This is a genomic window from Curtobacterium sp. MCLR17_043 (assembly GCF_003224215.1).
Classification (GTDB): Bacteria; Actinomycetota; Actinomycetes; order Actinomycetales; family Microbacteriaceae; genus Curtobacterium; species Curtobacterium flaccumfaciens.
The window spans coordinates 277,514-298,646 of the sequence record NZ_QKLH01000004.1 but is presented as its reverse complement, the minus strand read 5'-3'; the positions used below and the strand labels follow the sequence as shown (position 1 = coordinate 298,646).

General features: G+C 72.4%; 25 protein-coding genes. 7 read left to right on the top strand and 18 right to left on the bottom strand.

Annotation, left to right across the window (positions count from 1 at the left end):
* Nucleotides 1–839 (bottom strand): carbohydrate ABC transporter permease (locus tag DEJ03_RS06255; RefSeq protein ID WP_110863922.1); only part of this gene is annotated, 839 nt, incomplete at its 3' end.
* On the bottom strand, nt 839–1,711 hold the full coding sequence (locus DEJ03_RS06250; protein ID WP_258370595.1) for a carbohydrate ABC transporter permease: 873 nt from the start codon (nt 1,709–1,711) through the stop codon (nt 839–841). The genes DEJ03_RS06255 and DEJ03_RS06250, both read right to left, overlap by 1 nt.
* Before the next feature lie 355 nt (nt 1,712–2,066).
* On the opposite strand from DEJ03_RS06250, the gene DEJ03_RS06245 reads away from it, so the two are divergent.
* On the top strand, nt 2,067–2,930 hold the full coding sequence (locus tag DEJ03_RS06245) for an inositol monophosphatase (protein WP_110863920.1): 864 nt from the start codon (nt 2,067–2,069) through the stop codon (nt 2,928–2,930).
* A gap of 83 nt (nt 2,931–3,013) precedes the next feature.
* Here DEJ03_RS06245 and DEJ03_RS06240 read toward each other — a convergent pair whose 3' ends face one another.
* The 6 genes from DEJ03_RS06240 to DEJ03_RS06215 all read right to left on the bottom strand — a co-directional run bounded on the left by DEJ03_RS06240 (nt 3,014) and on the right by DEJ03_RS06215 (nt 8,658).
* A complete protein-coding gene (locus DEJ03_RS06240) occupies nt 3,014–4,033 on the bottom strand; it encodes a LacI family DNA-binding transcriptional regulator (protein ID WP_181422621.1) in 1,020 nt (339 codons plus the stop codon).
* A 2-nt stretch (nt 4,034–4,035) separates the two neighbouring features.
* Complete coding sequence (locus DEJ03_RS06235; RefSeq protein WP_110863919.1) at nt 4,036–4,686, bottom strand: heme utilization protein; 651 nt, start codon at nt 4,684–4,686, stop codon at nt 4,036–4,038.
* Nucleotides 4,687–4,853: 167 nt separating this feature from the next.
* Nucleotides 4,854–5,873, bottom strand: a complete 1,020-nt coding sequence (locus DEJ03_RS06230; RefSeq protein WP_110863918.1) for a LacI family DNA-binding transcriptional regulator — start codon at nt 5,871–5,873, stop codon at nt 4,854–4,856.
* A gap of 138 nt (nt 5,874–6,011) precedes the next feature.
* Nucleotides 6,012–7,028 carry a tyrosine-protein phosphatase gene (locus DEJ03_RS06225; RefSeq protein ID WP_258370594.1) on the bottom strand — a complete coding sequence of 339 codons (1,017 nt, stop codon included), beginning with the start codon at nt 7,026–7,028 and terminating at the stop codon, nt 6,012–6,014.
* Nucleotides 7,029–7,287: 259 nt separating this feature from the next.
* A complete protein-coding gene (locus DEJ03_RS06220) occupies nt 7,288–8,157 on the bottom strand; it encodes a hypothetical protein (protein ID WP_110863917.1) in 870 nt (289 codons plus the stop codon).
* A 3-nt stretch (nt 8,158–8,160) separates the two neighbouring features.
* Nucleotides 8,161–8,658 (bottom strand): hypothetical protein, encoded by a 498-nt coding sequence (locus tag DEJ03_RS06215; RefSeq protein WP_110863916.1) that lies wholly within the window; start codon nt 8,656–8,658, stop codon nt 8,161–8,163.
* Nucleotides 8,659–8,846: 188 nt separating this feature from the next.
* On the opposite strand from DEJ03_RS06215, the gene DEJ03_RS06210 reads away from it, so the two are divergent.
* Nucleotides 8,847–9,500: a helix-turn-helix domain-containing protein gene (locus DEJ03_RS06210; RefSeq protein ID WP_110863915.1), complete on the top strand. Its 654-nt coding sequence runs from the start codon at nt 8,847–8,849 to the stop codon at nt 9,498–9,500.
* 45 nt (nt 9,501–9,545) lie between these two features.
* On the opposite strand, the gene DEJ03_RS06205 is transcribed toward DEJ03_RS06210, so the two are convergent.
* The gene (locus DEJ03_RS06205) at nt 9,546–10,073 is read right to left on the bottom strand and encodes a hypothetical protein (RefSeq protein ID WP_110863914.1); all 528 of its coding nucleotides are present in this window, start codon (nt 10,071–10,073) and stop codon (nt 9,546–9,548) included.
* 129 nt (nt 10,074–10,202) lie between these two features.
* Complete coding sequence (locus tag DEJ03_RS06200; protein ID WP_110863913.1) at nt 10,203–10,475, bottom strand: hypothetical protein; 273 nt, start codon at nt 10,473–10,475, stop codon at nt 10,203–10,205.
* Between the two features lie 258 nt (nt 10,476–10,733).
* Between DEJ03_RS06200 and DEJ03_RS06195 the strand changes: the two genes are divergently transcribed.
* Nucleotides 10,734–11,105: a tRNA-dihydrouridine synthase gene (locus tag DEJ03_RS06195; RefSeq protein ID WP_152377983.1), complete on the top strand. Its 372-nt coding sequence runs from the start codon at nt 10,734–10,736 to the stop codon at nt 11,103–11,105.
* On the top strand, nt 11,105–12,409 hold the full coding sequence (locus tag DEJ03_RS06190; protein WP_110863912.1) for a glutathionylspermidine synthase family protein: 1,305 nt from the start codon (nt 11,105–11,107) through the stop codon (nt 12,407–12,409). The genes DEJ03_RS06195 and DEJ03_RS06190 overlap by 1 nt, the downstream gene beginning before the upstream one ends.
* A 6-nt stretch (nt 12,410–12,415) precedes the next feature.
* Here DEJ03_RS06190 and arr read toward each other — a convergent pair whose 3' ends face one another.
* The 5 genes from arr to DEJ03_RS06165 form a co-directional block, all read right to left on the bottom strand.
* The gene (gene arr / locus DEJ03_RS06185; protein ID WP_071244431.1) at nt 12,416–12,838 is read right to left on the bottom strand and encodes an NAD(+)--rifampin ADP-ribosyltransferase; all 423 of its coding nucleotides are present in this window, start codon (nt 12,836–12,838) and stop codon (nt 12,416–12,418) included.
* A 20-nt stretch (nt 12,839–12,858) separates the two neighbouring features.
* Nucleotides 12,859–13,251, bottom strand: a complete 393-nt coding sequence (locus DEJ03_RS06180) for a hypothetical protein (protein ID WP_084741034.1) — start codon at nt 13,249–13,251, stop codon at nt 12,859–12,861.
* Nucleotides 13,248–13,820 carry a TetR/AcrR family transcriptional regulator gene (locus DEJ03_RS06175; protein ID WP_110863911.1) on the bottom strand — a complete coding sequence of 191 codons (573 nt, stop codon included), beginning with the start codon at nt 13,818–13,820 and terminating at the stop codon, nt 13,248–13,250. The genes DEJ03_RS06180 and DEJ03_RS06175 overlap by 4 nt, the downstream gene beginning before the upstream one ends.
* On the bottom strand, nt 13,813–14,661 hold the full coding sequence (locus tag DEJ03_RS06170; RefSeq protein ID WP_110863910.1) for an alpha/beta fold hydrolase: 849 nt from the start codon (nt 14,659–14,661) through the stop codon (nt 13,813–13,815). Before DEJ03_RS06170 ends, DEJ03_RS06175 begins: the two co-directional genes overlap by 8 nt.
* A 73-nt stretch (nt 14,662–14,734) precedes the next feature.
* A complete protein-coding gene (locus tag DEJ03_RS06165) occupies nt 14,735–15,577 on the bottom strand; it encodes an SDR family oxidoreductase (RefSeq protein WP_110863938.1) in 843 nt (280 codons plus the stop codon).
* Between the two features lie 124 nt (nt 15,578–15,701).
* On the opposite strand from DEJ03_RS06165, the gene DEJ03_RS06160 reads away from it, so the two are divergent.
* Together DEJ03_RS06160 and DEJ03_RS06155 are read left to right on the top strand one after the other, a co-directional pair.
* The gene (locus tag DEJ03_RS06160) at nt 15,702–16,901 is read left to right on the top strand and encodes an MFS transporter (protein ID WP_258370593.1); all 1,200 of its coding nucleotides are present in this window, start codon (nt 15,702–15,704) and stop codon (nt 16,899–16,901) included.
* 53 nt (nt 16,902–16,954) lie between these two features.
* A complete protein-coding gene (locus DEJ03_RS06155) occupies nt 16,955–17,530 on the top strand; it encodes a GrpB family protein (protein ID WP_110863908.1) in 576 nt (191 codons plus the stop codon).
* Nucleotides 17,531–17,554: 24 nt separating this feature from the next.
* Here the strand turns inward: DEJ03_RS06155 and DEJ03_RS06150 are convergent, their stop codons facing one another.
* The 3 genes from DEJ03_RS06150 to chrA all read right to left on the bottom strand — a co-directional run bounded on the left by DEJ03_RS06150 (nt 17,555) and on the right by chrA (nt 20,379).
* Nucleotides 17,555–18,520, bottom strand: coding sequence for a nuclear transport factor 2 family protein (locus DEJ03_RS06150; RefSeq protein ID WP_110863907.1), 966 nt, complete (start codon nt 18,518–18,520; stop codon nt 17,555–17,557).
* Nucleotides 18,521–18,748: 228 nt separating this feature from the next.
* Nucleotides 18,749–19,144 carry an arsenate reductase ArsC gene (locus tag DEJ03_RS06145; RefSeq protein ID WP_110863906.1) on the bottom strand — a complete coding sequence of 132 codons (396 nt, stop codon included), beginning with the start codon at nt 19,142–19,144 and terminating at the stop codon, nt 18,749–18,751.
* Between the two features lie 14 nt (nt 19,145–19,158).
* Nucleotides 19,159–20,379, bottom strand: a complete 1,221-nt coding sequence (chrA, locus tag DEJ03_RS06140; RefSeq protein ID WP_110863905.1) for a chromate efflux transporter — start codon at nt 20,377–20,379, stop codon at nt 19,159–19,161.
* A gap of 45 nt (nt 20,380–20,424) precedes the next feature.
* On the opposite strand from chrA, the gene DEJ03_RS06135 reads away from it, so the two are divergent.
* The gene (locus DEJ03_RS06135; RefSeq protein WP_110863904.1) at nt 20,425–21,093 is read left to right on the top strand and encodes an ArsR family transcriptional regulator; all 669 of its coding nucleotides are present in this window, start codon (nt 20,425–20,427) and stop codon (nt 21,091–21,093) included.
* Nucleotides 21,094–21,133: the final 40 nt, after the last annotated feature.

Sequence of the window (21,133 nt, the reverse complement as noted above, 5' to 3'; positions counted from 1 at the left end):
AGATGTGTATAAGAGACAGCCCCGGCGGTGAGGCCTCCGGCGAGGAACCGCTGGGCGATGAGGACGAGGACCAGGACGGGGAGGGTCACCATGGCGGCGCCGGCGAGGACCACGCCGATGTCGGCGGCCTCGGCGTCGGACAGCTGGGCGATGCCGACCTGCACGGTGCGGTGTTCCGGCGAGTTGGTGACGAGGAGCGGCCAGAAGAACCCGTTCCAGGCGGCCGTCGCGCTCACCAGGGTGACCGAGACGAGCGTCGGGCGGGTGAGCGGCAGGAGCATGGACCGGATGAACCGGAAGTGTCCGGCGCCGTCGAGCACCGTGGCTTCGCGCAGCTCGTCCGGGAAGCTCAGGAACGCCTGGCGGAACAGGAAGATCGTCAGCGCCGAGGCCACGAACGGCAGGAAGACGACCAGGAGCGTGTCGATGAGGTGCCACGACGAGACGGTCAGGTAGTTCGCGATCAAGGTCGTCTCGCCGGGGATCATCATGCTGGCGAGCAGGACGAGGAACAGGGCACGGGTGCCCCGGAGCCGACAGAACACCAGGGCGTAGGCGGTGATGATGCCGATGACGACCTGCAGCACCGTCTGGGCGAGGGTGACGACGACGCTGTTCAGGAACTGCTGCCCGAGCGGGACGACCTGCGTGGCTCGGACGATGTTGTCGAGTGTCAGGTGGATCGGCACCAGACCGGCGAGGCCCTGGTCCAGGTACCGGGTCGGGGTGAGCGCGCCCTCGAACACGTAGTAGAGCGGGAAGCAGACGACGACGACCGCGATGACGAGCCAGGCGTAGACGAAGACGCTCCGGAGCCGGCGTGCGCTGACGGGGCGCATCAGTAGTTCACCCGCTTCTCGAGCACGCCGAACTGCACGAGCGACAGCCCGAGGACCAGCAGGAACAGCACGACCCCGAGCGCGGCCGCGAGGCCGAAGTTCGCGCTGCCGGACCCGAAGGCCTGCTGGTAGATCGCGTAGACGAGGGTCTTCGAGGAGTCGGCCGGACCGCCGCCCGTGAGGATCTGGATCTGCCCGAAGGTCGTGAGTGCCTCGACGGTTCCGGTCACGACGACGAAGAAGAGCGTCGGCGTGACGAGCGGCAACGAGATCGACCAGAGCGTCCGCACGGGCCCGGCACCGTCGAGGTGCGCCGCCTCGATGACGTCCTGGTCGATGGCGCCGAACGCTCCGAGCAGGAGCAGCACGGTGAACCCGAGCGACCCCCAGATCGTCACGACGATGACGCTCGCCAGGGCCCACTGTGTACTCGTCAGGAACGGCACGGGCGCGCCGCCGAACTGGGTGATCACCGTGTTCAGCAGCCCGTTGCCGGGTGCGAGCATCGCCGCGAACGCGACGGACCCCGCTGACACGGACACGACCATGGGTGCCGTCAGGAGTGCGCGGAAGACCGGCAGGCCGCGGAGCTTCACGGTCAGGGGGATCACGACGAGCAGACCGAACACGATGCGGCCGACGACCACGCCGACGCAGAAGACCGCGGTGGTCAGCATCGTCCGTCCGAACACGGGGTCGGTGAACGTGCGGACGTAGTTCTGCAGCCCCACCGAGCCCGCCGGCTGACCGAAGATGTCGGTGCCCTGGGTGCTGAGGACCAGGACGCGGCCGAGCGGGTAGAAGACGAAGACCGCGAACGCGAGCAGCGCCGGTGCGAGGAGCACCAGACCGAGCCGGCGGTCCGAGCGCAACGAGGACCGCGTCGTCCGGGTGGTCCGGGGTGGACGCGGCGCTTGCGGCGACCGCGGCGACCCTGCGGTACGCGGGGGACCGGCGACCAGGCCGGACCTGACGGGGACCGTCATGGGGCGGACACCTCCGAGTAGGGAACGTTCCCTAACCGGGAACGACTCCACTGTGCGGCGGGGGTCGGAGACCGGTCAAGGCACGTCGACCACCCGCCGTCACCCGTTCACGCCGCGTTCAACCCCTCCGCCGATCGGGTGCCGACGTTCACCGCCGCACGCCGCGCGTTCACCTCGGGTTCGGCCTGTCGACCGGCGTGGTTCGCCGTCCAGGGGCCTCGATGTCGTAGAACCGGGGACCATGCGAACCGTTCCTGCTCCCCAGACACTCCGGGCGATCGCGGAGGAGGCCGCGCGCACCGTCGCGCCCGACCTGCTCGCCGTGTTCCGCGCCCCGATGACGATCAGCACGAAGCGCGATGCGCACGACGTGGTGACCCTGCACGACCGCGCCGCGGAAGAGGCGATCACGGCGGTGCTCACCGCCGCCGTGCCGGGCTCCGTCGTGCTCGGCGAAGAAGGCGGCACCACCGGCGACACCGGTACCGCCGGCGACACCGGCAGCACCGCGGACCCCGTGGTGCGGTGGATCGTGGACCCGATCGACGGCACCGCGAACTTCGCCCGCGGACTCGCGTACTGGTGCATCTCGATCGCGGCCGAGGTCGACGGCGAGGTCGTCGCCGGCGTGGTCTTCGACCCGGTCGCCGACCACGTGTTCGCGGCGGACGACGACGGTGCCTGGCTCGACGGTGCGCCGATGCACTCGTCGTCCGGGCCCGACGACGCCGCGACGGTCCTGACGAGCTTCCCGGTGCAGCAGGACCTCGACCTGCTCGGCGAAGCAGCGGCGTTCGACCTGCTCCGGGACCTGACGCTCCGGTACCGCCACCACCACAGCCTCGGCAGCGGCGCCCTCAACCTGGTGCACGTCGCCGCCGGGTGGTCGGACGTGACGATGGGCTTCGCCACGCACCCGTGGGACGTCGCCGCCGGAGCGCTGGTGCTCGAGCGTGCCGGCGGGTGGTTCCGGGGCTTCCGTGGGGGCGAAGCCGTCGACCGCGCCCACCTGGCCGACGACTACGTCGCCGCCGGCGCGGGGGGATCGCACGCCGAACTGGTGCGCCGGGTGCAGGAGCTGTCGGCCACGACCGCCACCGACTGAGCCGCCGACCTGGCCGCCAGCCGGCCCGCCGACTGAGGCACAGACCGGGCCGCCGACCGGTTCGACGCGGGCGTCGCGAGCGGTCAGCCGAGCGCGTGCCCGGCGACCGCCTGCGCGGTGGACCCACGCGGCAGCAGGCGTGTCGAGAGCACCTCGTGCCGGTTGCCGCGACGACCCCGGAGCCGCTCGACCACGAGCTCGACCGCCCGCGCGCCCATCCGAACGCGCGGCTGGTCGACACTCGTCAGGTCGAGCCGCTCGCCGAGACCGGTGCCGTCGAACCCGGTCACCGCCGCCATCCGGGGGGGCGCGAGCCCCGCGCCGTCGGCGATCGCCACGAGCCGCGCCGCGGTCGCGTCGTTCGTCGCGACGAACGCCGTCACCCCGTCACCCAGGTGCCGGGCGATCCGCGCCGGGTCCGCCGCCAGGGCCTCGACGTCGTCGACGCGGTGGTCGCCCGGTGCGCCGAGCTGCGCGGTGACCGCGGCGTGCGCGACGGCACGACGGGTCGTCGACGGGTGGTCGGACTCCGCCACGAAGCACGTGCGCCGGTGCCCGAGTGCGGCGAGGTGGAGCACCAGCGCGCGCGTGCCCGACTCCTCGTCTGCGCGCACGGTGTCGAGTCCGAGACCGTCGAGCGCCGAACCGCTCGAGCCGAGGACCGCGACCGGCAGGTCGCGCGCGACCGCAGCCAGCTGTGCCGGGGCGAGCCGACTGCTCAGGACCGCGACCCCGAGCACACCGTCGGCCGATCCGTGGGAGGCGTGCAGGGCCTCCAGGCCGTCGGCCAACCGGGCAGGGTCACGGAACCCGTCCACGACGCGGAGCGCGAACCCCAGGGTCTGCGCGGTCGCGCGTGCGCTCCGGAGCGCTTCGTCGTGGAACGGGTTCGCGGCTTCGGTGACGACCACCCCGAGTACGAGCGGCGCGCCCTGCGCGCGTCGCCTGGCGAGCGAACCGACCGGGAGGCCCAGCTCGTCCGCCGTCCGCACCGCGAGTTCCCGACGTGGCCGGGACACACCGTCGTCGCCCCGCAGGGCGAGTGACACGAGCGATCGCGAGATGGCGCACCGCTCGGCGACGTCGCGGAGGGTCGCGGCCACGGTCAGGCGAGCTTCCAGGTGCGGACGTGCTCCCACGTCATCGTCTGCCACCAGCGACCGGACCAGTCCGGGCTCGCGGTGCGGTAGAGCACGACGGTGTCGCCGCGGAACCCGGTCGGCACGTCGACGTCGAGCCCGCGGATGAACGCGCCGACCTCGTCGTGCAGGTCCGGTCGGCCGTACAGGTCGTGCGAGGCGAGGGAGAGGTGCGCGCGGTACTGCTCCGGGTCGTAGTCGTTCGCCAGCGGGACCTGCATCGGCTGCCGGAACGGTGCGACCACGGCCTCGATGTCGGCGGCGAGCCGGACGAAGTCGTCGTTGTGCGAGCCGTCCGGTCGGGTCGCGACGTCGTAGACGAACCCGATGCCCTGTTCACGGACGCCGGCGTTGTGGACGTCGAACCCCGGTCGGCCGTCGAACAGTGCCGTGACGGCCGCGATGACCTGGTCCTCGTGGCTGCCGAACGGCTGACTGCCGACGAGTGTGGCGTGCGGCGGGAAGGCGCCGGCCGACAGCAGGCCGTACTGCGCCCGGAGCTGGTCGGTGACGACGGTGACGGCCCGGCAGGTGCGGGCGTCCGGCCGCAGGTAGATGCCGTGGCGGTACGGGTCGCTCGGGTCGCGCGGCAGCTTGGCGGTGACGTTCTGGGGCATGGGTCCGTCCGGGATCGGGGATGGGGAACGTTCCCGATGGTCGGGAACGTTCCCCATGATCGACCGGACGGGTCCGGATCTCACCCGTCGGTCCGTGACGGAACGGTGAACGATGGGTGTCGGCGGCGCGGGACCGGCCGTTCTCGTCGGTGCGCTCCGCCCGGCGCTCAGACGCGGGCGGCGGTCCGGCCCGGTACCAGGGTGCCGTCGACCGCGTTGTGGGTGACGCCCGTCGAACGGCCGTCGATCTGGTCGACCACGTCGTCGACGGACAGACGACCGATCAGGCCGAGCGGCTGTCGCCACGAGGTGATGCCGAGCAGCTCGGTGGCGAGTGGGGCGACCCCGTCGTAGCCCGTGACCGACAGGTCGTCCGGTGCACGGAGGCCGCGGCGGCGCATCGACTCGAGCACACCGACGGCCCAGCGGTCGCTCGGTGCCATGATCGCCGTCACGCCGCCGGCCCGCAGGACCTGCTCGAGGAACGAGTCGAGGTCCTCGGGGTCTGCTCCGTGGTCCTCGGAGCGGATACGGAGCACGTCGGCGCCGCGCGCACGGAGCCGACGCACCATCGCGTCGGTGCGTGCCGACTGCGTCAGTGACCCGGACGGTGTGACCGTCAGCACGGCGACGCGACGGTGTCCGAGGTCGGCGACGTGGTCGGCGAGGCCGCGTCCACCGCCGCGTTCGTCGCAGTACGCGCTGCTCACCGCATCGTTCGTCTCGGGGCGCCCGGAGACCACGGTCGGGATGCGCCGGGCGAACGGCAGGACGTCGGCGATCGGCAGGGCGCCGCTGCAAACGATGAGCCCCTCGACGCGCAGGGAGACCAGGGTCTCCAACGCCCGGCGTTCCTCGCTGACCGGGAACGACCCCGCACCGGTGGCGGTGACGACGCGGTACCCGCGCGCCGCGGCCTGCAGCTGGAACGCGGTCAGCAGGTGCCCGTAGAAGGGGGTGGAGGCGTCGCGGACGAACACCCCGAGCGTGTGCGTGCGGTGTGCCGACATGCCCCGGGCGTTCGCGTTCGCGACGTAGCCGAGGTCGAGCGCCGCCCGCTTGACCCGTTCGGTCGTCGACGGAGCCACGCCGTACGCGCCGGCGAGGGCGCGGGAGACGACCGACTTCGACACACCGGCCAGGGCGGCGACGTCGTGGATGGTCGGGACGGTGGGGTGTCCGGTCACCGCGGGCGCCGTTGTCTGGAGGACTGCACGAGTGTCACGGTAGCCGGAGGGACGCCCGGACCGGGCGACGGTGGTGGTGAACAGTTGGTCACGCCGGCCGCCCGCCGCGGGCCGCGGGCGGTCGGCGTGGGTGCCGGGCTAGCGCTTCGTCGCCGGGCGACGGAGCGTCAGGCGGTACTCCTGCGTCGTGGTGCCGTCCTGGGCGGTGACCGTGATGCGTGCCGTCCGGCCGGACACGTGCACTGCGGCGGCCGCGTTCGGGTTCGTCGTGTGCACGTGGACGTCGGCGACGCGCAGCGTCCGGACCGGAGCGGTCACGGTCGCACCCTGCGACGAGGCAGCGGCGGGCAGGTGGACACGCACGCCGGCGACCGTGATGGAGGACACGGTGGGGTCGTTCGACACCAGGAAACGCTCGCGCAGGGCGGCAGCCTCGTGCTTGGTCACGCCGATCGTGTCGGTCAGGTAGGAGCCCATGCCGCCGTACTCGGTCGAGATGTCCTGCTCGAAGGTGCCCTGCAGCAGCTGCGGGGTCGCCCAGGTCACCCCGAGCTGCGTGTTCGAGAGCAGGTAGTCGTGCAGGATGTCCGCGCTGTCGACGCCGAGGACCCGGTCGAGCAGGTCCACGACGGTGCCGGTGCGGTCCATGCCGTGCGAGCAGTGGATCAGGACCGTGCCGCTGGTGTGCGTGGCGAGGATCCGGAGCACCCGGCGGTACGCGGTGATCATCGACCCGGGTGTCGCCTGGTCGACCCGGCCCTTGTCGACCAGGTCGTGGTACATCGCGGTGTCGTCGCTGTAGTCGCCGTCCGCGCCGAACATGGAGATGTCGACGTGGCGCGCACCCGGGATCGCGACGTCCGGCTTCGCGGCGATCTGTGACGGGGTGCGCAGGTCGACGACGAGGTCGACGTGGTACTCGTCGGCCAGGGACGTGGCCCCGGCGGCGGTGATCTTGTCGAGTGACTCGGAGCGGATCAGGCGCGGGGCGTTCACGGTCTGACCAGACCGGCCGCGGACCGCGGCGAGCTCACGGCCGTTGACCAGCCCGGGGACGTCGGTGATCGGGTGGTCGGCGGCGGTGAAGGCCGGCTGCAGGGTGTCGTCGGCGTGGGCTGCCGTGACGGAGAACGCGGCGGAGGCGACGACGGCCAAGCCGGCGAGGGCGGTCGCTGCGACGCGGGTGGTGCGCGGCGAACGGGTGAGTGGGGAGTGGGTGAGTGGGGAGCGGCGGAGCGGGGACGCGGGGCAACCTCGATCTGATCAGGACCCGGGGGTCGTGGGGAGCCGGACGTGGTGGCGTCCGGCTCCCCGCAGGATCGCGGCGCGGGTCGTCGGCGGTGTGGCGGCGAGGTGGCCGGGGCGTGTCCGGGTCATGAGGCAGCGCTCAGTCGCCCACCCAGCGGCCAGCGGCTCAGGACGCCGGGGCCAGCCGGTACCGGAAGAGCTCGGTGAGGACCTGCTGGGCGGGCGTGTAGAGCAGCACCGTCGAACCCGTCGTGCTCGTCGAACCCGTCGAACCCGTCGAACCCGTCGAACCCGTCGTGCCCGTTGCAGCCCTCGTCGAACTGCCCGAGACGATCCCGTACAACCGGTTCGTGGCGCTCATCACCGGTCCGCCGGCGTCGCCCGGCTCGATGCCGGCTCCGGCGCCGCCGCGCGCGGCGGCGAGGTGCTGCACGCCGGGACGGCTCCCTGCCGGCACGCGTGTGGCCGTCCAGGAGCAGTGCAGCCCTTTCGCCGCCCCGCTGGTGCAGAAGGGATCAGCATCTGGCTTGCCGATACCGGTGACGGCGGCGCGTGCCAGGCCCCCGTCCACCCGGTTGAACACACGACCCGATGCCCGAGGCGTCCAGGTCGCGACCGATCGGTCGCACGACCCGGTCGCCGTCCGCGCCCGGGTGCACGCCAGGGGCGGGACGACGGCGAGTTCGAGGTCCGACTCCGCGGACTGCCAGACCACGTGGCCGACGGGCGCGCCGGCGAGCTGCACGGGTGCCTTCAGCGGCGCGCAGTGCTTCGCGAGCACGACCCACCGGGTCGCCCGTTGGTACTGCTTCAGCTGGCTCCGGAACCCTTTGGCGGCCAGCACGGCACCGACCGTGCAGGTGCCGCCGGGGACCCCGACCTCGGTGCCGGCGATGACCGGCGCTGCGACCCGGTCGGGGTCGCTCGTGGTGGCCGAGGCCGACGGAGCCCAGGTGAGGGTGGCCCCGGCGACGGCCGCCAGGGACACGGCGACGGCCAGGGTGCGGACGAGCGCCGGTTGCGCGTGGCGGGTCACGGGTCAGCCGAGCGTGCGGGTGCCGTTGACGCGTCCGATCACCGACAGGGTGTCCGGGTCACCGAGACGGGCGTGCCAGTGCAGCGTCGTGGTGCCGCGCGGCAGGTCCGGGAACGCGGCGGTGAAGCGGTAGTGGCCGCTGGCGCTGACGACGTCGTCCCCCGAAGTGACCTCGGCGATGTGCTTGTTGAACAGGCCGCGCGGCTTGCCCGGTGCGTCGTAGTAGACGATGACCAGGGCGCCGGGCTTCCCGGTCCCGGCGAAGGTGATGCCGGTGAAGCTCTTCCGGTCGGGCCCGCCGTGGGTCTTCGCGGTGAACGCCACGGCCGTAGCCCGGGTCGAGGTGTGTGTGGCGTGCGTCGTGTGGGAGATCGTGGCAGCTCCGGCCTGCGCGGGGACCAGGACGCCTGCGGCGAGCGCACCGCCGAGGGTGACGCAGGTCGCGAGCACGGTCAGTCGGCGCACCGATGGGGAGCGGTGGGTGGACGGGGTCGAACGCATGGGGACTCCTCGGTTCGTGGGGGTACGGGCCGGGGTGGCCCGGTGTGCGTGAACGCTAACAATGCCCCAGACGATCGTCTAGCGAAATACTGAAGCTGAGGAGATCAGAGGCATTGCGCCCGGCGTGACCGCTGACGACTCCTGGCCAGACGTTCGTATGATGAACCAAGACCCGACCGAGGAGTGCGATGAACCAGCGGCAGCAGGCGAAGACCCGGACCCGCGAGCAGATCATCGAGGCTGCGGCGGCGGTGTTCGCGAGCCACGGCTACGCGGGGACCTCGTTCGCACGGGTCGCCGCCGCGATGGACCGCCCGAAGTCGGCGATCGGCTACCACGTGTTCTCGTCCAAGCACGAACTCGCCTTCGCGGTCATCGAGCGGCAGCAGGCTCGCTGGGCGGCGATCGACTCGCTGATCCGGCAGCCCGAGGGGCTCGAGCACCTGCTCGTCATGCTGACGTCCGCCTGTTCCGACGCCATACGGTGCCCGGTGGCTGCCGGGGCGATCCGCCTGAGTCACGAACTCCGCGGTGCGGGGGAAGTGATTCCACGGGTCTTCACGTGGGACGACTACGTCCGTCGGCACCTGTCGGCTTCGAGCGGTGGCACCGGACCGGCCACCGACCCCGAGTGGGCACGTGCGGCGGACCTCGTGCTGACGTCGACCTTCGGGGTGATGTGGGCCCGGACGAGCGCCCGGCTGACGCGGGACACCGAGGGGCAGCTCCGGGATCTGTGGGCGGCGCTGTTCACCGGGCTCGGTCTGCCGGGTGTGCACGCGCTGCTCGAGCAGGTGGAGCCCGTGCGCGTGGGCGGGCACCCGGCCGAGGGTGAGAGCTGACCCCGGCGGGCGTGGCATCCCTGCCGTCCCGCCGGGGTGCCTGCCCTACTTCTTCTGCTCGGAGCCGTCCGGGTTCACGTCGTACCAGACGCCCTTGTCGCCCTGACCCGTCACGTCACCGGCCTTCTTGTCCCCGATGAAGGTGTAGATCGGTCGGCCGTCGATCGTGATCTGCCGTCCACCGTCCACGCCCGTGATGGTGCCGACCTTGCCGGTGATGCCGGACACCTTCGGCGTCGTGGTCGTCGCCTCGATCGCGGGCCACGCGGTCGCGCAGCCACCGGTGCAGGTGCTCTTGCCGGAGTCCTTGACGTCGGCGTCGAAGTAGTAGGCGGTCATGCCCTTGCCGTCGACGACGACCTTGCCGAGTGTCGTCGCGGCGACGGTCACGTCGACCGACGGTGACGAGTCGGTCGTCGCGGGAGCGTCGCCCTGCGCGGCGGGGGATGGAGAGGGTGATGGCGCTGCGGATCCGGCCGTGGAACAGCCGGCGAGGCCGAGGGTCAGGAGCAGCGCGGCCCCGAGTGCGATGGACGCGGGTCGGGATGACGGGGTGCGGTGGGGTGTCGACACGGGGGCTCCTCGAGGTCAGGTCTCGCCGCTGACTGCTGGCCAGACGTTCGTCTAGCGAACGTAGCCGCAGGACGGGACGGGAGCCAGCACCCTGCGCGCCCTCTCATCGTGCCGGCCGTGGATCGGTGGTCAGCGCTCGGTGTGCTCGACGAGGTGAACGCCCTCGACGCGGCCGAGGACGGCCAGCGACGCGGGGTCGATCAGCCGGGCGCTCCAGGACGCCCGGTCGGCTCCACGGGGCAGCTCGGGCAGTGCCGCCGTGAAGGCGAACCGGCCGGTCGAGCCGACGGCGCTGCTGCCCGGCTCGATCTCCGCGACGCGCTCGTTCCCGGAGTCGTCCCCGGGGCTGCCGTAGTGGACGACGACGACGGCACCGGGGGTGCCCAGTCCGGCGAACCGCACCCTGACGACTCCGCTGGTGCCGACCGTCCGTGGTGGGCGGATCGCGAACCGGTGCGCGCCACTCGTCACGGGCGGTACCCCGAGCGCGGGGCCGAGTGCGCCGGATGCGCCGAGACCGATCGCATGGTCGGCCCCTTCGTGGACGGTGTGCGGCGGCTGCCGCCACCGCACACGCTACCGGTTCGCCAGACGATCGTCTGCGCTGGTCGAGGTGCCGACGCGGACACCGGTCCATGGGGAGCGGTACTGTTCCCCTTCGTGAGTGTTCGTCGCCGTGCTTCCCGTGTCGTCTCCATCGGGGTGGTCGCAGCCCTGGCAGCGTCGTTGACCGGGTGTGGCGAGGGAGCCGGCGTCGACAGCGACTACGCGAAGATCTGCCGCGACAACGCGACCGAGAAGCGGTTGCCGGACGACGACTGCAACAACCACGGCGGGCACGCCGGCTGGTACTTCCTGCCGCTCTTCGCCAACCGTGCCACGAGGGTCCCCGGCGTGGGGGACGCGGTCTCCGGCGGCACGAGCGCCCTGCCCGCCGGGAAGACCGCGAAGGCCGGCGTCTCGTCCCGTGGGAGCTCCGTCACCAAGGGCGGCTTCGGCGGAGCCGGCGGTCACGGTGGGTTCGGCGGCTGATGGAGCGCATCGAGTTCCCCGAGCGTCCGGACTGGCGGCGCCGGATCCAGCAGACCGGGTTGATCTACTCGCGGTCCGTCCGCGACGACGGCACGCCCGTCGAGTACTGGAACGACACCGCCGCGTACGTCTTCACGCTGCCGGAGGTCGAGGCGCTCGAGCGGCAGACCGAGGAACTGCACCGGATGTGCCTCGAAGCCGCCCGGTACCTCGCCACCGGCGCCCTCGGCACGCTGGGCCTGACGCGAGCCGGGTTCGACCTCGCCTCGTGGTCGCTCGAGCACGATGAGCCCGACCTGTACGCGCGGTTCGACCTGGCGTACGCCGGAGACGGTTCACCCGCCAAGATGCTCGAGTACAACGGGGACACCCCGACCGGGTTGATCGAGGCATCGGTCACGCAGTGGCACTGGATGCAGGACCGGCGCACCACCGGCGAACTGTCCGCCGAGACCGACCAGTGGAACGGCATCCACGAGGCGATGGTGGCGCGCTGGCGGACACTGCTGCACGAATCCCTGCGCGCCGAGGACGGTGGCCGACTGTTCGTGGCGCACTCCGACCTCGACACGGCGGGCGAGGACTGGGACACCGTGGCCTACATGCGCGACCTGGCGGGGGAGGCCGGGTGGGAGCACACCGGCATCGAGATGAAGGACATCGGCTGGCACCCGACGGCCCGCCAGTTCGTCGGCGACCAGGAGCCGGCCGGTTCGTCGCGGAGCGTGTTCACGCTGCCCGGGGACGAGCCGGGGACCCAGTACCCGGTGATCCGCAACCTCTTCAAGCTGTACCCGTGGGAGGACCTCGTCTCCGGGGACGACCGGGCGCAGGGCGACGAGGAGTTCGGCGCCTTCCTGGTCAGCGACCGCGGGCGGCTCGGCCGCTGGTACGAGCCGGCGTGGAAGATGTTCCTGTCGAACAAGCTGCTGCTCGTCGCGCTCTGGCGATTGTTCCCTGGCCACCCGAACCTGCTGCCGGCCTTCGCGGACGGTCCGAACGGCATGCGCGACTTCGTCGTGAAGCCCGTGTTCGGGCGTGAGGGCGACGGCATCGCGGTGCACCGAGCCGACGGTTCGGTCACGACGAACGGTCGCGAGTACCGGCGCCCCGGCACCGGGGCCGAACGGGTGTGGCAGCAGTACCACGAGCTCCCGGACTTCCCGGGGTCGAACGGACACAACCACCCGGTGCTCGGGTCGTGGGTCGTGGGCGGCGAGTCCTTCGGAGTCGGCATCCGCGAGTCCGACGGGCCGATCACGGACTACTGGTGCCGGTTCGCCCCGAACATCATCGCGGCCTGACGTCGGTCAGTTGACGATCTCGCCGCGTTCCTCGGGCGGGAGCGCGACGAGCCGTTCCCGCCACTGGCGCAACGCCTCCGGGGTGAGCCGTGTCCACCCGGTCTCCTCGCCGACCACGCGGAGCGGGAGGGCACTGCGGTACGACCGGGTCGGGTTGCCGGGGAACTTCTTGTCGGTCACGTTCGGGTCGTCCTCGAAGGGACCGGTCGGCTCGACGCGGTACACACGCGGCTCGCGGTCGCCGGGCACGAGCTCGGCCGCGAGTTCGGCCGCGAGCCCTGCTCCGTCGCGGGTCGCCGTGAAGTAGACGTGGTTCATCACGACGTCGGGGCGGTAGTTCGAGCGGAAGCCGGGGGAGAGGAACTCCCCGGGCCGCAGGGCTGCCACTGTGCCGTGCCAGAACGGACCGGTCTCGTCTGCTGCTGCCATGGCGTCAGCCTACGAACGGCTCAGCGCCCGCGTCCGACCAGCGCGCGCCACCGCGGCTGTTCCGAGACGACGACGGCGACGCACAGGGCGGTGACGACGATCGCGACCGCCGTCGGCCACAGGACCCAGGCTGCAGCGACCGCCCCGACGAGGTGCGCGAGGACCGACGCGATGGTGACCGCTCCCGGTGCCGCGACCGGCGGGTCACCGCCGGGGCGGTCGCCCGGGGTCCCGAACACCGCCGGCGGCACGACGAGGACCAGGACGGCGGCGATCGCGAGCACCGGCGAGTGGGGCCAGAGCGCCCAGGGAACGGCCACCCACGCGACGAGCTCCGCCAGGAACCGCAGGCCGCCACGGAGCGGGTCGTGACCGACGGGCCTCGACGGACGCGCCGCCGTGGACACGGTCACCGTGTCGTCGCGGCACGGAAGCCGCGATCCAGGAAGTCGACCATCCACGCGGCACTCGCGTCGACGTCCGTGTCCATCTGGAACCCGCCGGACGCCTCGATCGTGGCGAACCCGTGCAGGACGCTGCGGAGCACCCGGAGCGCGTGGACCTCGTCGGCCGGGTCGAGCGGGTAGTCGCGGAGCGCCGCGGCGAAGGACGCCAGGGTGCGACCGAGTGCGACCGCCAGGGGGTCATCGGCACCGGTCGGCCGGACGCCGACGGCTGCCTGGTACCGCGCCGGGTGTTCCCGGACGCTCCGGCGCACGGTCTGCACCGCCGCCTCGAGCGCACTCCGACCGCTGCGCCCCTGCATGGCGTCGCGGAGCGCGTCACCGAGCTCGTTCGCACCGAGGATCGCGATCCTGCGCGTGAGGTCGCCGAGTCCGTCGACGTGCTTGTACAGCGACGGTGCCTTCACCCCGAGGCGGTCGGCGACGAGGCTCATGCTCAGCTGGGTCAGGCCGATCTCGTCGGCCAGCGTCGCCGCGGCCTCGGTGACGGTCGCCGGGTCGAGCCCCGCCCTAGGCAACGGGACCTGCGACGGGCAGCGTGCGGGCGAGGAACGGCAGCAGCAGGGCGAGGAGTGCTGCCGGCGTCTCGGTGTGGGGGTAGTGGCCGGCGCCGTCGATCACGGCGAGTTCCCCGAGGCCGTCCGGCAGGTCGGCGAGGATCCGCTCGCCCTCGGCACGGGGCACGGCCCAGTCCGGGTCGGCACTGCCCTCGACGACGAGCACGGGGCACCGGACGGCACCCAGCTGCTCGCCGGCGTCGGCGGGCGACGTGCGGGTCATGGCGCGGAGGACCGCCATCCGCTCCGGTTGCCGCAGGGTCGTCTCGATGCGGCTGCGTTCCGTCGCCCAGTCGGCGGGCTTGGTGGGCACCGCGATGTCGAGGTACGCGAGCCAGCCGGGCAGGCTGCCGCTCGTCATGACCCGCGCAAGCTGGACGGTGCCGGCGCGGTGTCGGCGGTTGCGCAGGAGTCCGCCCAGGTCGACGGACTGCTTGCGCGTGAACGGCGCCAGTTCGACGATGCCCGCGACCAGGTCCGGCGCGGTGGCTGCGGCGATGGTCGCCGCGCCCCCGCTGATGGACTGCCCGACGACCACGGCCGGGCCACCGAGGTGGCGGGCCACGGCGACGAGGTCACGTGCGATGTCGGTGCGCTGGTAGCCGTCCCACCCGGTGCTCGAGTCGCCGCAGCCGCGGAGGTCGACGTTCGCCACCCGGTAGCCGGCCGCGACGAGCTCCGGTACGACGAAACGGTAGGCGTGCCGGCTGTCGCCCATGCCGTGGGCGAGGACCACGAGCGGGCCTGTTCCGGAGAGGTCGTAGGTGATCGTGCCGCCCTCGGTGTCCAGGTGTTCGAGCATGACGTGGCTCCTTCGGCTACGGGTAGTAACTCAGAGGCTAATACCCGTAGCCAAAGTTGGCAAGGGGCAGTCGTCACGCATCCAGGTCGAGCGTCGTCGACAGCTCGGGGAACGCCTGCGCCTGGTCGACGAGCTGCTGTCCCTTCTGCACGATCCCCGCCACGCTGTCCGCGCCGGCGGCGAACCGCAGCGGCGGCTCGGGCATCGCGATCAGCGTCAGCAGCACCTGCGCGAGCTTCGCGGGGTCGCCGGACTGGTTGCCCCGCATGCCGCGGAAGAACTCCTTCGACCCGGCCGAGAGCGGGGCGTAGTCGTCGATGGCGACGTCACCCCAGAAGGTCGAGTCGCCCTCGGCCAGCAGGTCGGTGCGGAAGAAGCCGGGCTCGACCACGGTGGTGTGGATGCCGAAGGGCGCCACCTCGTCGTGCAGGGCCTCCATCCAGCCCTCGAGCGCGAACTTCGACGCCGAGTAGGCGCTCCCACCGGCGCCGGCGACGATGCCCGCGGTGGAGCTGATGCTGATGACGTGCCCGGAGCGCTGCCGTCGCATGACCGGGAGCACGGCACGCGTCACCGCGAGCGCCCCGAAGAAGTTCGTCTCCATCTGCGCGCGGAACTGCTCGGCCGAGATCTCCTCGAAGTACCCGGCCTGGAAGCTCCCGGCGTTGTTCACCAGGACGTCGACGCCGCCGAAGCGGTCGGTCGCGGCGTCGACTGCGGCCCGGACCGACTCGGGGTCGGTCACGTCGAGCGCGACGGTGAGCAGGCGCTCGTGGTCGCCGAGGACGGCGCGGACCCGCTCGGGGTCGCGTCCGCTCGCCACGACCCGGTGCCCGGCGTCGAGGGCGGCCCGGGCGAAGTCGGTGCCCATCCCGCGGCTCGTGCCGGTGATGAGGAAGGTGCTGGTTCCGGTCATGGTGTTCCCTTCGTTCGTGGACACCACCATCGAAGCCCCACCACCACCCGCCCAGTGAGGCTCCGGCGAAACGGGGTCCAGCCGAACCTCCCTGTCCGCCGGACCATGCCCCTACCGTCGGTCCGTGACCACGACGACCTCCGACCTCCCCACGACCGACCGGGCGACCGACGGCCGACTGCCCTGGTTCCCGCTCGCCCTGCTCGCCGCGATCGGGTTCCTCCTGGTCGCCATGGAGACGATGCCGGCCGGGCTGCTGCCCGCGATCGCCGACGGGATGGGCACGAGCGAGGGCACGGTCGGCCTGTTCGTCAGCGCGTACGCGATGGGCACGGTCATCGCCACGGTCCCGGCGATCGCCCTGACGCGCGGGTTCCGTCGCAAGCCGCTCATCGTGGCCGCCATCGCCGTGCTGCTCGTCGCGAACACCCTGACCGCGTTCGCCCCGAACGTCGAGGTCGCGCTGGTCACCCGGTTCGTCGCCGGCGCGATGTCGGGGACGATCTGGGGCATGTTCGCGACCTACGCCCGGCGGATCAGCCCGGCCCGATTCGCCGGGGTGTCGCTCGCGATCGTCTCGACGGGCGCGCCGGTGGGGTTCGCGCTGGGCACTCCGCTCGGGTCCTTCATCGGCAACGCCCTGGGCTGGCGGTCGTCGTTCATCGGGCTGAGCCTGGTCGGCGTGGTGGTCCTGGTGCTGATCGCGCTGTTCGTGCCGGATGCCCCGGGGCAGACGAGCGGCGGGAAGCTGTCCGTCGTGCGGGTGTTCCGGATCCGCGGCATCGCCGTCATCCTCGCGGTGATCGCGATGTGGATGGTGGCGCACAACACGATCTACACGTACATCTCGCCGTACCTGCGGGCGACCGGCACCGACCTGAGCGCCGGGCTGGTGCTGCTCGTCTACGGGATCGCCGCGATCCTCGGCGTCGTCGTGACGGGCGCGCTGCTCGACCGGCACCCCCGACCCCTGCTGCACGGCAGCGTCGGCCTGTTCGTCCTGGCCGGGGTGGTGCTGCTCGTCGGGCACACGTCGCCGGTCGCGGTCCTGGTGGCCGCGGGCCTGTGGGGCATCGGCTTCGGAGGGTCCTCCACGCAGCTGCAGGCCGCCCTGACGACCGCCGGCGGCGAGGACGCCGACGTCGCGAGCGCGTTCCTGCCGGTCGCGTTCAACATCGCGATCTTCGCGGCCGGCCTGTTCGGTGCCGCCCTGCTGACGGCCTTCGACGGGCTGGTGCTCGCCGTGGTGATGATCGTGTTCGGGGCGATCGCAGCGCTCCTCACCGTCATCGGCCGCGGATCGGCGTTCCCCACGAAGCTCTGACGCGATCGACGACCGCGACCGCGACCACGACCACGGACTGCGATCATGTCCGGATGAACCACGACGACGACCACAGCCGCCCGGACGTCACGACCGTCGAGATCATCGGCGGCCCGGAGCCGGTCACCGTGACCCTGCACCCCGCCGACAGCGGGTGGGCTGCGGTCTTCGCCGACCACCGGCGACGCATCCTGGAGGCCCTCCCCGGCTCCGGCACGGACGCTCCGGTCGTCGAGCACATCGGCTCCACGGCCGTCCCCGGCCTGGCAGCGAAACCCATCGTCGACATCGTGGTCGTCGTCGCCGACATCACCGCCGAGGCCACGTACCTCGACCAGCTCCTCGCCGCCGGGTACGAGCTGCGCGTCCGCGAGCCGGGCCACCGCCTGGTCCGGACGCCCGCCCGCGACGTCCACGTGCACGTCTACGAGCGGGGTGCGACGGCGGTCGACGAGTACCTGCTCCTCCGTGACCACCTGCGCGCCGACGCCGACGACCGGGTGCTGTACGAACGGACGAAGCGGGAGCTGCTCGACCGGAGCTGGGACGACATGAACGCCTACGCCGAGGCGAAGACGGCCGTCATCACCGCGATCAAGGAGCGGGCACGACGGAGCCGCGCGTCCTGAGACGCGCGGCTCCGGTGCCGATCCTCAGCTCGTCGGGACGACGTCCCAGTGCTCGCGGATCAGGTTGTCGTCGACCCGGAACAGGTCGGCCGCGCCGAACGGGGCGTCGGCCTTCGCACCGACCGGCTTCGAGAACGTCCACACCAGGTCGCCGTCGGCGAGCGAGATGACGGACTCCTGCTTCGGCAGGCTCTGCGCGGCGCTGCCGGCGAAGAACTGCTTGAGCGCGGCCGTGCCGTTCGCGGCGACCGAGTTGTGCTGCAGGTACGCCGGGTCGAACTTCTCGTCGAGGACGGACACGTCGTGGTCGCGGAACAGCCGGTTGTACGCGGTCACGGCGAGCACCCGGTTGTGCTCCTCCTGCCGCTCGGTCAGGTGACGGTCACGCTTCGCGGCCGGGTACAGGTCGCTGAACATGCTGTTCGTGTTGCCGCTGGCCGGCGTGCCCGTCGGGACCGTCTGACGGAGTGCCCACCACTCGCTGATGCGCCCGTCGCGCATGCGGAACAGGTCGACGGCAGCGTCACCGGTGCGTTCGTCCTTCGGCTTCGCGGTGATCTGCCAGTGCACGGCCACCAGGTCCCCGTCACCGGCGATGTGCTTGATCACGGCGTGGGCGCCGGGCACCCGGGAGCGGTCGGCGGTGAACTCAGCGAGCAACGCGGACGGACCCGAGGCGCTCGTCGCACCGTGCGCGACGGCACCGGTCGCGACGGCGGTCCGTGCAGCCGCACGGGCCTTCGCGGACGCGGGGGACCGGAACGCGCACCGGAACAGGTGCCGGACCGTGGCCTCGTTGCGCTGCTCGGCGCGACGGTCGAGCCGCGAGACCGCCGTGCCACCCGAGGTCGTCCGCGCCGCACGGTCCACCGTGTGGTGCGCGGAGGTCGCCGTGGTGACGGAGGTGGAGGATGAGGTGGAGGTGTGGAGGGGTGCCGCCACGGCCGGACCGGCCACGAGCGACACGGCGATGGCGACCGGAGCTGCCACCGCACACGCCTTGGCGATGATGGGGAGAAGTGATGTCGTCTGCACGGCAGAACGATGGAACCGGTCCCTGGAAGCCCACGCGCGCCCTGGGGCCGCCACTCGCTCGACCGTGACCGGCTTCTCAGTCGCGGTGCGCGCCTCCAGGGTGGCCTGTGCACGCGCTGCCAGGGTGACCCGCTCCCGCTGGTGATCGACGGTCCGTACCTGTGGGACGGCTCACGTCGCCGCTCAGGCGATCGCAAGCCCGGCGAGCAGGTCCTGCACCCGTGCGCGCACGTCGTCGCGGATCGGCCGGACGGCGTCCAGGTCGAGCCCCGCGGGGTCGGTGAGCTCCCAGTCCTCGTAGCGCTTGCCCGGGAACACCGGGCAGGCGTCCCCGCACCCCATCGTGATGACGACGTCCGCGGCGCGGACGGAATCGGTGCTGAGCAGCGCGGGCTGCTCGTTCCGGATGTCGATGCCCTCCTCGAGCATCGCTGCGACGACCACGGGGTTGAGCTGGTCGGCCGGTTCGGAGCCGGCGCTCCGGACGTCGACGCGGCCACCCGCCAGGTGCTGCAGGAAGCCGGCGGCCATCTGGGAGCGGCCGGCGTTGTGGACGCAGACGAACAGGACGGTGGGCATGCGGAGTGCTCCGATCAGAGGACGACGGCGCCGAGCAGGCCGGCTCCGATGACGACGGCCCACGGGGGAGCGGACCAGCGGGTGAGGGCGGTGAAGGCGGCCACGGCGAGCGCCAGTGCGGGTGCCGAGCGGATGCCCTCGGTGATGACCGGGTCCCAGAGCGCCGCGGCGAGGAGCCCGACGACCCCCGCGTTCACACCGGCCAGCACGCGCCGGGCCCACGGCAGGGCACGGAGCACGTGCCAGAACGGCAGCGCACCGATGACCAGGAGCGCCGCCGGCAGGAAGATCGCGACGAGTGCCACCGCCGCGCCGAGGAGCCCGCTCGGACTGCCGTCGGCGACGGCGCCGAGGTAGGCGGCGAAGGTGAAGAGCGGCCCGGGCACGGCCTGTGCGGCGCCGTACCCGGCCAGGAAGTCCGCGTGGCCCACCAGGTGCGTGGCCACGGTCTGTGACTCGAGCAACGGCAGGACGACGTGGCCGCCGCCGAAGACGAGCGAGCCCGCCTGCGCGAAGACCCCGAACAGGCGCACTGCCCCGGTGCCGCTCGCGGCGACGGGTGCCGCGACGAGCAGGGCGGCGAACGCGACGAGCGCCGACACGGCGACCCAGCGGGGGAGGCGCACGGCGATCTGGGAGCCGGCGTCCTCGGTGTCTCCGACATCCTCGACCGAGTCGACCACCCGACCGAGCCACAGCACGCCGACCACACCGCACACCGCGATGACCGCGACCTGCGCCGCCGGGCCGGGGACGAGCAGCACCACGACCGCGGCGGCGGTCGCGATGGTCGCCCGACGGCGGTCCGGTGTGAGCGAGCGCGCCATGCCGAGCACCGCCTGCGCCACCACCGCGGCTGCGGCGGCCTGCAGCCCGAGCAGCCACCCGGCGCCGGCCAGGTCGGGCGTGCCGGAGACCAGCAGGGCGAACGCGACGAGCAGCACCGCGGACGGCAGGGTGAACCCGCACCACGCCGCGAGGAGCCCGGGCAGTCCGGCGCGCTGCAGCCCGAGTGCCATCCCGACCTGGCTCGACGCCGGTCCGGGCAGGAACTGGCACAGCGCGACGAGGTCGGCGTAGGCGTCGTCCCGCAGCCAGCGGCGACGCACCACGAAGGCCTCGCGGAAGTACCCGAGGTGTGCGACCGGCCCGCCGAACGAGGTCAGCCCGAGCCGCAGGAACACCAGGAACACCGATCCCGCGGACGACCGCAGGGGCTCGGGGCTGGTCGTCACCCGCTCATCTTGACGACGGCAGATGGTTCAGTCAACATTGAACCGATGAACACCCGGCGGCAGGACCTCGAGCGGCGTGCGGCGCAGCACGCGGCACTCGGCGACGTCGCCCGCCTGGCGATCGTCGACCTGCTCGCCGCGTCTGACGCCAGCCCGAGCGAGGTGCGGTCTGCCCTCGGGATCTCCGGCCCGCTCCTGGCGCACCACCTGCGCGTCCTCGAGCAGGCCGGTCTGGTCACGCGACGCCGCTCCGACGGCGACGGGCGCCGCAGCTACCTGCACCTCGAACCGAGCGGTGTCCCGCACGGTTCGGCGGCGGTGCCCGGCCCGGTGTCCCGCGTGCTGTTCGTCTGCACCGGCAACTCCGCGCGCTCCCCGCTGGCCGCGGGCGTCTGGGCGCAGGTCAGCGAGATCGGCTCGCTGTCGGGCGGGACGCGTCCCGCGGCCGCCATCGCCCCCGGGGCGGTCGCCGTCGGGGAACGCCACGGCCTGGACCTCGGCCGCCACGTCCCGCGTGCCTTCCGCGACCTCGTCGCCGACGGTGACCTGGTCGTCACGGTCTGCGACCGCGCGCACGAGTCGATCGACGACGGCGACAGCATGCACTGGTCGCTGCCGAACCCCTCGCGCGTCGGCACGCCGGACGCGTACGAGGCCACCTACGCGGACCTCCGGTCCCGCGCCACCGCGCTCGCTGCGCGCCTCGCCGCCTGACGCGGCCCCACGAACGGAACGCCCCGATGAGATCCCCCCT

Excerpts from the sequence above, each read along its gene's own strand:
- DEJ03_RS06135 (WP_110863904.1), top strand. The coding sequence starts at position 20,425 with ATGAACACCCGGCGGCAGGACCTCGAGCGGCGTGCGGCGCAGCACGCG.
- DEJ03_RS06165 (WP_110863938.1), bottom strand. The coding sequence starts at position 15,577 with ATGACCGGAACCAGCACCTTCCTCATCACCGGCACGAGCCGCGGGATG.
- DEJ03_RS06245 (WP_110863920.1), top strand. The coding sequence starts at position 2,067 with ATGCGAACCGTTCCTGCTCCCCAGACACTCCGGGCGATCGCGGAGGAG.
- DEJ03_RS06155 (WP_110863908.1), top strand. The coding sequence starts at position 16,955 with ATGAACCACGACGACGACCACAGCCGCCCGGACGTCACGACCGTCGAG.
- DEJ03_RS06210 (WP_110863915.1), top strand. The coding sequence starts at position 8,847 with ATGAACCAGCGGCAGCAGGCGAAGACCCGGACCCGCGAGCAGATCATC.
- DEJ03_RS06190 (WP_110863912.1), top strand. The coding sequence starts at position 11,105 with ATGGAGCGCATCGAGTTCCCCGAGCGTCCGGACTGGCGGCGCCGGATC.
- DEJ03_RS06145 (WP_110863906.1), bottom strand. The coding sequence starts at position 19,144 with ATGCCCACCGTCCTGTTCGTCTGCGTCCACAACGCCGGCCGCTCCCAG.
- arr (WP_071244431.1), bottom strand. The coding sequence starts at position 12,838 with ATGGCAGCAGCAGACGAGACCGGTCCGTTCTGGCACGGCACAGTGGCA.
- DEJ03_RS06215 (WP_110863916.1), bottom strand. The coding sequence starts at position 8,658 with ATGCGTTCGACCCCGTCCACCCACCGCTCCCCATCGGTGCGCCGACTG.
- DEJ03_RS06170 (WP_110863910.1), bottom strand. The coding sequence starts at position 14,661 with ATGCTCGAACACCTGGACACCGAGGGCGGCACGATCACCTACGACCTC.
- DEJ03_RS06235 (WP_110863919.1), bottom strand. The coding sequence starts at position 4,686 with ATGCCCCAGAACGTCACCGCCAAGCTGCCGCGCGACCCGAGCGACCCG.